The following is a 9354-nucleotide window of genomic DNA, read 5'->3' as shown; positions in this document are numbered from 1 at the left end:
GAAGCGTCATGCTAAGTTTCAAAAAAGCCATTTTTAGAGTTTTGTGCTTGTGTTGTGTGTTGATTGGGGGGGGGGGGGTTAATGGCAGAGCCAAACCCTGAAGAGCTTTTCAATTTGGGCGTAAAGAGTAACAAAGCGAAAAATTTTACTCAAGCTAAAAAATACTTTGAAAAATCGTGTGAATTAAACTATGCTAAGGGGTGTTTTGGTCTAGGAATTTTATATACTAATAAAGATTTTGGAGAAAAGAATTATAGAAAAGCTCTTGCTTTATTGACTAAAGGGTGTGAATTAAACTATGCTGTAGGGTGTGGTTTTTTAGGGAATTTATATATAAATAATGGGCCTATGGTAAAAAAGGATTTAAGAAAAGCTACTCAATACTACTCTAAAGCATGTGAATTAAATTTTGGCATAGGGTGTTCTCTTTTAGGGACTTTATATCAAAATGGGAATGGAGTAAAAAAGGATTTAAAAAAGGCTTTTGCTTTGTATGCTAAAGCGTGTGGTTTAAAAGAAGGTGATGGGTGTTTGAGACTAGGAGAGATGCAGCGTTCTGGCGAAGGCGTAGTCAAAAATAGAAAACAAGCGATGAAAAACTTTAAAAAGGGTTGCGAATTAAAAAATGAGTTGGCATGCGTGGGATATATAGCGACCGAAGCGGAGATTATGAAAGAGCGTTGCAAACTAGGAGATGAGGTGGCATGCGATACACTTGAACAACTACTAGATTTGAAATAAATGCTGTTTTTTGGCTGACTTTCATGTTTTTGTAATCCTACTAGAGAGTTTTAATCTTTTTTTGGTATTCTTTTAGGGATCATTAGTCTTAAAAACTCTTTAAAAACGGATAATAATGAAAATCATGCATCAAGTTAGGGATTTTTTAGATTTTTGCAAACAAACGATCCACAAAAATTCCAATGAAGCGTTTCAAAAAACCAAACGAGCACTTTTTAAAGAAAAATCTCAAAAAATCAGGGAGCAAGCGGTTAAAATCGTAGAAAAACGCCTGATAAAAGAGAATATGCAACTGAGCGATTTTAATGAAGAAGAATTAAAAATCATGTTTGAAGCTGAAGAAAAAAGGTTGTTAGAGCAAATCCACGCTAAAGAATTGAAAGAAAAGCAAGAAAAAACCACCAAGCATTTTAAAGAAGTTTGGGAAAAGGGCGAGAATGAGCAAGAAAAATAGCGTAATTTCTGGTTTGATGAATTTTTTTAGCGAAAAGAATGAACGCTGGCTGTTAGCCCACAGGCACACGAGAGGGTTTGTGATAGTGGCGTGGCTTTTTAGGTTTAAAAGCATTGCGTTTTCTATTCTGATCACTTTGTTGGTTATTTTAGTGGATATTTGGGTTTATAGCGATGTACGCCAGTTTTTATTGGACACTTCTAGCTCGTTTGTTTGGCTTTTAATCGCTTTATTGATCAAGTGGGGCGTGATTGTTTTTAGTGTGCGTAAATGCTATAAGTTCAGCCAAAAAATGTTTGCAATCATCCAAAAAAAAAGGCAGATTAGGGAGAATTTGAAAAACCGCTCCAACTACAAAGACACCAAAAATGCGGAAAAACTCTCTAGCATCGCTGAAGAAATCATTTCAAAAAAACAAGAAGAATTACAGAGCAAAGAAACCCCAGAGGGTAAGCATGATGGAGAGAGACTCTCTAGCGTTACTGAAGAAATCATTTCAAAAAAACTAGAAGAATTGAAAGCTAAGAATAATAAAGGCAGCTAAAAGGGTGTTGGACGCTTTATCTTAGCAAATTGATCTTAGCGGCGTCGTTTTTGATAGTGGATTCAGAGAGGTTTTCGCCTTCTATTTATACCGACAAGACGGGGCATCCCACGATTGGCTATGGCTATAATTTGAGCGTTTATTCTTATGAGGGTAAGCGTATCACCAAAGCGTATGGGCTTTTAACTGACATATTAAAAGAGAATCATAAGGCCCTCCTCTCTTATGGGTGGTATAAAAATTTGGACGCAATGAGGAGAATGGTCATCTTGGATTTGAGCTACAATTTAGGCTTGAACGGGCTACTCAAATTCAAGCAATTCATCAAGGCCATAGAGGATAAAAATTATGCTTTGGCTGTGGAGAGACTGCAAAAAAGCCCATATTTCAATTAAGTGAAAAAAGAGCGTCAAGGAATATGGAAATTTTGAAATTGGAGGGTTGCGAAAAACATTGTAAGAAAAAATACACGATAGAAAAGGTGATCAAAGAGGTGGGGCTTGAGCTCAAATCAAAATCGGTCATGCCGTATTTTTTCAACGAATACGATCTGACCAAAAACGCCAACAGAGAAGAGCCTGAGAGGTTGAGAAGCTAAATAATATCTATTTTGATGAAAACCCCTAAGGGGCGAGAGATTTTGAAAGAGTATTTGAACGAGGGCTGTATTTTGCTTGGGGAATAAAGAATATTGTCATGCTAAAGAATTTCAAAAAGGCCTTTTTAGGGCTTTGTGCTTGGGTGCGTTGTGTTTATTGGTGTGGGGTGTAATAATTTAGGGAGGCTTTAAAAAAGCAGGGGAGCGGAAATGTTAAAAAGTAAGGGCTTGATGCGATCAGGCCAAAAATCATGTTAAAACACCCAGTCTTAACTTTTGTAAAGGAATAGATTTGAGAATCAATCTTAAAATTTTGCTTTCTCTCTCTCTCTCTCTCTCTCTAAAAAGCCAAGTGGTAGCGTTTGGGTTGTTAAAACGCTCTTGAAAGGGTAAGCGTGGAATTTGCTTCTATCGTTTGGTTGCTCATAGTCAATATTCTGATTTTTATTATCATGCTGGTGGATAAAAATTCGGCTGAGCAAAAAATGTGGCGTATTCCTGAAAAAGCTTTGTGGGCTTTATCGCTCCTTGGCGGGTCTGTCGGGTTTTTGGTCGCTATGGTTGTGTCCCACCATAAGATCTTAAAGCTTAAGTTTAAATACGGCGTTTCGCTCATTTGCTTGATAGAGAGCGCAATCCTTTACTTTGTCAGCAAGGATCTTTTTTGGATAGTAGTGCTAACGATATTCTCACTATCCTTGATACTGGTAGCGTTTAAGATTTTCCTCCTTAAAGAAAACCCTAACAAACGCTTCAAAAACAACAAGGGGGATAAAAGATAATGTCTTATTTTTTTAAAATCATTCTGGGCACAAGCGTGATCGTTGGGGTGTTGTTGGTCTTATGGCGTTTGACTTACGATAAGTCCTGTTTCTCGTTGGTCTTTGTGCTGCTGATACTAGGGATTGTCGCTTACAGCTATATTTCTTTAAAAATGCATCAGAGGAAGTGCTTCGCCAAGTGTTTCGTGAATAGCGAATCCTTCTTATCCAAGATGCTACACTCCCCAATAATGGTGTCTTGCTTTTATTATATTTTTTCAATTTTCACATCCATATCCATCGCTTATAGCGTGCTGGACTATAATTGGATGATGTGGGGGATTGTTTTTTGCACTATCGTTGTTTGCGCTACGGTGTTTGGCGTGTTTGAAAAAATGCTCAAGAGTATCATCAAAGAAGATTATTTGATGCTGATGTCTAGAGAAGTGAGCGCTTTTGTGGGGACTCTTTTCTTCATTGGCTTGAGTTACTATGCGATCTATCATGGCAACATGCCCGATTATTTGAAACCAGCTTTGATAGACACTATTAAGGCAGCGAGTGATTCCGCTTATTCAAATTGTGATTATACGAGTTATGTTTTAGAATTTAAAAAAATGTTAGAGGGGGTTACTTGGTGGGGCATGCACAAAGCAGAGAGCATGGGCTTAAATAAGGGGTTTATGGTTGCGGGCTGGGTAGCGTTTATCATCTATAACGCTCTTAGCGGGATAGCCATCAGCAGGCTGAGTGCTCAAATCATTTATTGGTTATCAAAATATTTTAGGGGTGAGTATGGAAAATGATGTTAAGGAAGATCTAGAGCAAGCAAGACCAAAGCTGGAACTAAAAAAGCAAAAGCAAGAGCTAGAGGAACAGAAACAAGAAAAACAAGGCAAACAAGAGCAGAAGCCAAAGCAAGAAAAAGAAGAGCCAAAGAGCAAGGAACAAGAAGGAGAAATTAAAAAACAAAAGAGATATAGCTATATTTTTTGGGGATGTCTTATTGTTTTATTTGTCGTCTATTTTAGCGTCAAATTCTTTGCGTATAGCGGAACCCAGTTAGGAGGCAAAAGCAGACAAACCAAAAAACTCTTTAAGTATGTTGAAAAAATTTTACCTACCGATATTATAAAAGATAATATTGATAGCCATCAAGCAGAGATCAACGCCGCTCTGAATAGTGGCATAGAGGAAATGAATAGCGTGATAAACACTCAAATAGATGGGTTTTTTGATCCAATAGAATACAATGTGGATAAGTTCTTAGACTGGCACTACTCTCTCAAGGGAAATTATAGTGAGTTTGCCCTTTTTATAGCTAAAAAGACCGGCTTGAACGCCGAAGATGCGGTGGCTAATGTGTTGCAAGAAAAACTTTTAGGGAAAGATTACAAGCAAAGATTGGATGCTATAACCAAGGGGCTTTCTAAAACTTATGCAAGTTTGTTAAAACAACACGAAAAATTTGTGAGTGAGACCGCTCTAAAAGGAGTGGATACCGATCTTTCTCAAAACGCAAAAATTTTAGACACTCTTGGCGATGAAGTGGCAAGGAAATTGAAAGCCAATTTTATAGGAACAATAGGGGCAATGACTGGCGTGAGTGGCTTGGCTATTGCGGCAAAGCTAACCCCAAAACTTGTGGCAAAAATTGGTGCTAAACTTGGGGCGAAAGTAGGGGGTAAATTCCTCGCAAAGATTGGCACAGCTTTGAGCGGTTCTTGGACTTGCGGGCCTTTCGCTCCTGCTTGCACTATTGGGATTTGGTTTGGAAGCGATGCAGCATTCAATTTTATTGATGAATGGCTCCACAGAGACGGATTCAAAAAAGAAATTTTGAACAATGTCAACGAAGTGAAAGAAAATCTCAAAAACAGCTACAAACAGCAATTTAACGATAGCTTTGTTAAAATCAGCCAAGAATTTCAAGAGAGTTACAAAAACGCTCCTATGGTGGAGAAAAAAATCATTAAAGAGCATATAGACGATCTCAACCAAACCCCAGAAGAGGACAACCAAAAGATCAATCAATAAAAGAGCGGTAGATCTTTTAGAAACGGCATGAAGCGTTCGGGCATGGGGGAAGCGATTTGATAGATCGCTCCTTTAAATTCAAATTCCAAACTAGAGGCATGGAGCATGAGTAATGGGGCGTTATTTTCACGCTTTAATTGAAGGTATCCTCTCGCTTCTTCATCAGCCACCCCATAAAGTCCCTCGCCCACGATCCTGTGATTTATACTGCTTAAATGCAAGCGGATCTGGTGCGTGCGCCCGGTGAGCGGGATTATTTTAAGCAAGCTTATATCCAAAAAAGGGTTATAACTTAAAGGCTCAACAAGCGTGATTGAAGGCTTGCCTAAAGGAGAAATTTGAGATCGAATGCACAAATCTTTTTGAATGTTTTGTGGCGTTAGAATGGGCTTATCTATTATGATACTTTTATCCACCAACCCATGTGCTAGCGCTAAATAAGTTTTTTTCACTTTTTTTTGCATGAAAAGCGCTTTTAAATCCTTAGCGCTTTGTAAAGTCTTGCCCGCTAAAACTAACCCGCTCGTTTCATAGTCTAACCTGTGGGCTGGGTGGGCGTTTTTGCCAAAATGAGATTGGATACAATCTAATAAGCTTTCATGGTAAAAATAGCCTTTAGGGTGGGTATAAATTTGAGCGGGTTTGTCAAACACGCCAAAATCCTTAGCCTCAAAAACAAGCTTTTCTTGCTTTTCATTAGGCTTGAAATAAATCAAGCGAACGACCCCTTGAATGATTTGAGATTTACGCACGGCTTGTTGGTTTTGTTTCAGGCGTTGCTTGTCAAGGTGCCGTTGGGCTTCTTTTAAAGAGCATTTTAAAACATCGCGCACCAAAAACAAGGCTTTGGTGGGTTTTAAAATTTCAAATTCTTCTTCAACAAAAGGCACTACAACAAACTTTTAACAAACATTTTAGGCTCATTAGAACACTCATCTAATTCCACGCTAAAAATCGCGCTCACCTTTTCGCCCGCTTTCAAAAACCGCTCAGCGTTAAAATAAATCGCCTCTTTGACGCATTCTTTATCCTTAAAACGCAAAACCTGGTGGCTTTCTTTAATGATTTTTTCTTCTATGACTTCTAAATTTTGCGCCTGGAATAAAGGCTCAGGGTTTTCTTGCCCATAAGGTTCGCCCATTTCTATAATCTCTAAAAGCTCTCTGTCAATGTCTTTTAATTTGAGCGTTAAAGGGGGTTCTTTTTCACAAAAAGGCAAGACTTTAAAATCAAAATTTTCTAAAGTTTCAAAGAGCGAGACGATATTGTTTTTTCCAACGCTCAACCCGCAAGCTTGCCTATGCCCTCCATAGCCGAGCAACAAAGAAGAAACCCCATTCAAAGCGTCAATCAAGTCAATGTTTGAAGAGCTACGAGCGCTCCCTTTATACACCCCTTCTTTAAAGGTAAAAACCAGGCTTGGCTTTTGAGTGGCTTCCACTAATTTTGAAGCCACGATCCCAAGCACGCCCTCATGCCAATTATCCTTAAAAGCGACGATGATTTTTTCTCCAACCATCGCATGCCTAAAGGCTTCTTCAAAAACCTGCTGTTGGATCATTTTGCGCTTCATATTGCATGCTTTCAAGCGTTCATACAAAGAATAGCCATCTTGAAAATTATTCGCGCTTAAAAAATCTAAAGCCATTTTAGCGTCTTGCATGCGCCCTGCGGAATTGATTAAAGGGGCGATGTTAAAAGAAATATCGCTCGCTTTTAAAGAGCGTTTTCTAAAAACTTCTCTTTGGCGTAAAAACCCCATCGCCCCTAAGGATTCTTTTTGCAAAAAATACAAGGCTTTAGAAACTAAAAAGCGGTTAAAAAAAGTCAAAGGCATCATGTCAGCAATAGTCGCCACGCCCGCTAAACACAATAACTCACTAGAATGGCTCTTTTCTTTTCCTAAAAGCTGGTGGATGCCATAGCACAAATAAAACGCTACCAACGCCCCACACACTTCCTTTTGGATAAAATCACAATCCGGTTGCTTGGGGTTGATCACCGCATAAGCGTCTGGGACTTCATCATTATTTAAGCAATGGTGATCGGTGATGATAAGGGTGTAATTTTTTTCTTTGCAAAATCGTGCGGCTTCAAAGGCGTTAATCCCGTTATCCACCGTGATGATTAAAGGGGCGTGGTGTTTTTCTAAAAATTTTTTAGAAATCCCATAGCCATCCATGAAGCGATTAGGGATTATAATGCGGACATGCTTGTAGTTTAGGCTTTCAAAAAATTTTGCCATGATAGCAGAGCTAATCACGCCGTCAGCGTCATAATCGCCCACCACTAAAATTTCTGTGTTTGCGTGCATGGCTTCTATGATTTTGAGCGCGGCTTTTTTCAAGTCTTTAAATAAAAAGGGGCTAGGAAACCCTTTTTCATTATAAGCGATAGAAGCCATGCGCTCTTTGATTTGAGCTTTAAGCTTTTGTTTCATTTGTTAGATTAGGATTTAGAAAGAGCGCTCTTAATGAAATCCAAAATAATAGGGTTAGGGCTTTGCAACCTAGAGGTGAATTCCGGATGGAATTGCACCCCCACAAAGAACGGGTGATCTTCTAATTCAATCGCTTCAATCAAATGATTCGCCCCAAAACCCACCACTTTCAAGCCCTTATTTTCCCACTCTTGGCGGTATTTGGGGTTGATTTCATAACGATGGCGGTGTCTTTCTTTAATGCTTGGTTTTTTATAGGCTTTTTCTAGCAAGCTGTTAGGCAAGATTTCGCATTCGTATTCGCCTAATCGCATGGTGCCTCCTAATGGCGAATTATAGGTGCGCACCTGTTTTTGGTGGTTTTGATCCATAAAATCTTCAATCAAATACACCACAGGGTATTCGCAGCGTTGGTTAAACTCCGTAGAGTTAGCCCCTTTTAAACCCAAAACATTGCGGCAAAATTCCACGATCGCTAATTGCATGCCCAAACAAATCCCTAAAAAGGGGAGTTTTTCTAACCTAGCCCTTTGAATGGCGCAAATTTTGCCCTCAATCCCCCTTTCTCCAAAGCCCCCCGGCACTAAAATCGCATCAACGCCCTCTAAATCAGTCTTTTCATTAAAATTCTCGCTATCCAGCCATTCAATATTGACTTGCGTATCCAAATGCGCCCCCGCATGGATTAGGGCTTCAATCAAGGATTTATAAGATTCTTTTAAGCTTAAATACTTGCCTACAAAACCAATTTTGACTTTGTGTTTAGGAGCGATAATCTTTTCTACTAAAGTGTTCCAAGCCGCCATTTTGGGGTGCAATTTATTCAAGTTAAAGCGTCTGGCAATGGGGGTTAAAATGCCTTCTTGCAAGAAAAGAATGGGGCATGCGTAAATGCTTTTAGTGTCTGTGGCCACAATCACGCTGTCTTGCTCCACATCGCAACTCAAAGCGATTTTCTTTTTCAATTCTTTATCCAAAGGCTTAGGCGATCGCGCCAAAATGATTTGAGGGGTTACACCAAGGCGCCTTAATTCCTGGACGGAATGTTGCGTGGGTTTGGTTTTTAGTTCGTTAGTGGTTTGGATATAGGGGATCAGGGTTACATGCACATTGATGACTTTTTCATTCCCTAATTCCAGTTTAAGCTGGCGGATCGCTTCCAAATAAAACATGCCCTCCATATCGCCCACGGTTCCGCCCACTTCCACGATTAAAAAATCCAACCCCTTAGCCGCGCTTTTAATGCGCCTTTTGATTTCATCGGTTACATGGGGGACGATTTGAATGGTTTTGCCTAAATATTCCCCTTTCCTTTCGTTTTCTATCACGCTTGAAAAAATCTGCCCGGTAGTGAAATTATTCAACCTTGTTAAATTCCTATTCAAAAAGCGTTCATAATGCCCTATGTCTAAATCCGTTTCAGCGCCATCGCTAGTCACAAACACTTCCCCATGCTCTAAAGGGCTCATGGTGCCTGGATCAATATTGATATAAGGGTCAATCTTCAAAATAGAAACCTGGTAATTGCAATGCTGTAAAAGCGTAGCGATTGAAGAAGATGAAATCCCTTTCCCTAGAGAGCTTAACACGCCCCCTGTAACGAATATAAATTTGGCTCTATCCATAAGTTATTGCGTTCCTTTAATTTTTGCTTCTTAAATTGTAGTCTAAAAAGGGTTAAAAAGCTTTAAAAGAGGGCAAAAATTAAAGCGACTTCAAAAAAAAAAAAAACAATTTCAGTTTCTTATTAGTTAGGTTTGATTAGAATAAAAAGCTTTT

The 9354-nt window shown here is 39.1% G+C and carries 10 protein-coding genes and 1 pseudogene; 8 read left to right on the top strand and 3 right to left on the bottom strand.

Annotation, left to right across the window (positions count from 1 at the left end):
* Nucleotides 1-81 precede the first annotated feature (81 nt).
* The 8 genes and pseudogenes from G6069_RS06745 (at nucleotide 82) to G6069_RS06710 (ending at nucleotide 5135) form a co-directional block, all read left to right on the top strand.
* A complete protein-coding gene (locus tag G6069_RS06745) occupies nucleotides 82-741 on the top strand; it encodes a tetratricopeptide repeat protein (RefSeq protein WP_197293792.1) in 660 nt (219 codons plus the stop codon).
* 115 nt (nucleotides 742-856) lie between these two features.
* Complete coding sequence (locus tag G6069_RS06740; protein ID WP_077657441.1) at nucleotides 857-1195, top strand: hypothetical protein; 339 nt, start codon at nucleotides 857-859, stop codon at nucleotides 1193-1195.
* A complete protein-coding gene (locus tag G6069_RS06735) occupies nucleotides 1179-1739 on the top strand; it encodes a hypothetical protein (protein ID WP_197293791.1) in 561 nt (186 codons plus the stop codon). The genes G6069_RS06740 and G6069_RS06735 overlap by 17 nt, the downstream gene beginning before the upstream one ends.
* Before the next feature lie 29 nt (nucleotides 1740-1768).
* On the top strand, nucleotides 1769-2134 hold the full coding sequence (locus tag G6069_RS06730; RefSeq protein ID WP_197293790.1) for a glycoside hydrolase family protein: 366 nt from the start codon (nucleotides 1769-1771) through the stop codon (nucleotides 2132-2134).
* Between the two features lie 23 nt (nucleotides 2135-2157).
* Nucleotides 2158-2424, top strand: a pseudogene (locus G6069_RS06725) (lysozyme).
* A 308-nt stretch (nucleotides 2425-2732) separates the two neighbouring features.
* Complete coding sequence (locus G6069_RS06720) at nucleotides 2733-3119, top strand: DUF1294 domain-containing protein (RefSeq protein WP_197293789.1); 387 nt, start codon at nucleotides 2733-2735, stop codon at nucleotides 3117-3119.
* A complete protein-coding gene (locus tag G6069_RS06715) occupies nucleotides 3119-3904 on the top strand; it encodes a hypothetical protein (RefSeq protein WP_197293788.1) in 786 nt (261 codons plus the stop codon). The genes G6069_RS06720 and G6069_RS06715 overlap by 1 nt, the downstream gene beginning before the upstream one ends.
* Nucleotides 3894-5135, top strand: coding sequence for a hypothetical protein (locus G6069_RS06710; RefSeq protein ID WP_197293787.1), 1242 nt, complete (start codon nucleotides 3894-3896; stop codon nucleotides 5133-5135). Before G6069_RS06715 ends, G6069_RS06710 begins: the two co-directional genes overlap by 11 nt.
* Here the strand turns inward: G6069_RS06710 and G6069_RS06705 are convergent.
* From G6069_RS06705 to pyrG, 3 genes are read right to left on the bottom strand one after another with little or no spacing between them, the layout of a single operon-like run.
* Nucleotides 5129-6025, bottom strand: coding sequence for an RluA family pseudouridine synthase (locus G6069_RS06705; protein WP_197293786.1), 897 nt, complete (start codon nucleotides 6023-6025; stop codon nucleotides 5129-5131). The genes G6069_RS06710 and G6069_RS06705 overlap by 7 nt on opposite strands.
* Nucleotides 6025-7575, bottom strand: a complete 1551-nt coding sequence (gene recJ / locus G6069_RS06700; RefSeq protein WP_197293785.1) for a single-stranded-DNA-specific exonuclease RecJ — start codon at nucleotides 7573-7575, stop codon at nucleotides 6025-6027. The genes G6069_RS06705 and recJ overlap by 1 nt, the downstream gene beginning before the upstream one ends.
* Nucleotides 7576-7583: 8 nt before the next feature.
* Entirely contained in the window at nucleotides 7584-9200 is a 1617-nt protein-coding gene (gene pyrG / locus G6069_RS06695) for a glutamine hydrolyzing CTP synthase (protein ID WP_197293784.1), read from the bottom strand.
* Nucleotides 9201-9354 lie beyond the last annotated feature (154 nt).

Source organism: Helicobacter pylori (assembly GCF_017594925.1).
GTDB lineage: Bacteria > Campylobacterota > Campylobacteria > Campylobacterales > Helicobacteraceae > Helicobacter > Helicobacter pylori_DP.
Note: the sequence above shows the minus strand (reverse complement) of the source record. Positions and strands in the feature narration are given on the sequence as shown.

Bases quoted from the DNA above. Each gene is read 5' to 3' on its own strand.
- G6069_RS06745 (WP_197293792.1), top strand. From the start codon at position 82: ATGGCAGAGCCAAACCCTGAAGAGCTTTTCAATTTGGGCGTAAAGAGT.
- G6069_RS06740 (WP_077657441.1), top strand. From the start codon at position 857: ATGAAAATCATGCATCAAGTTAGGGATTTTTTAGATTTTTGCAAACAA.
- G6069_RS06735 (WP_197293791.1), top strand. From the start codon at position 1,179: ATGAGCAAGAAAAATAGCGTAATTTCTGGTTTGATGAATTTTTTTAGC.
- G6069_RS06715 (WP_197293788.1), top strand. From the start codon at position 3,119: ATGTCTTATTTTTTTAAAATCATTCTGGGCACAAGCGTGATCGTTGGG.
- G6069_RS06710 (WP_197293787.1), top strand. From the start codon at position 3,894: ATGGAAAATGATGTTAAGGAAGATCTAGAGCAAGCAAGACCAAAGCTG.
- recJ (WP_197293785.1), bottom strand. From the start codon at position 7,575: ATGAAACAAAAGCTTAAAGCTCAAATCAAAGAGCGCATGGCTTCTATC.
- pyrG (WP_197293784.1), bottom strand. From the start codon at position 9,200: ATGGATAGAGCCAAATTTATATTCGTTACAGGGGGCGTGTTAAGCTCT.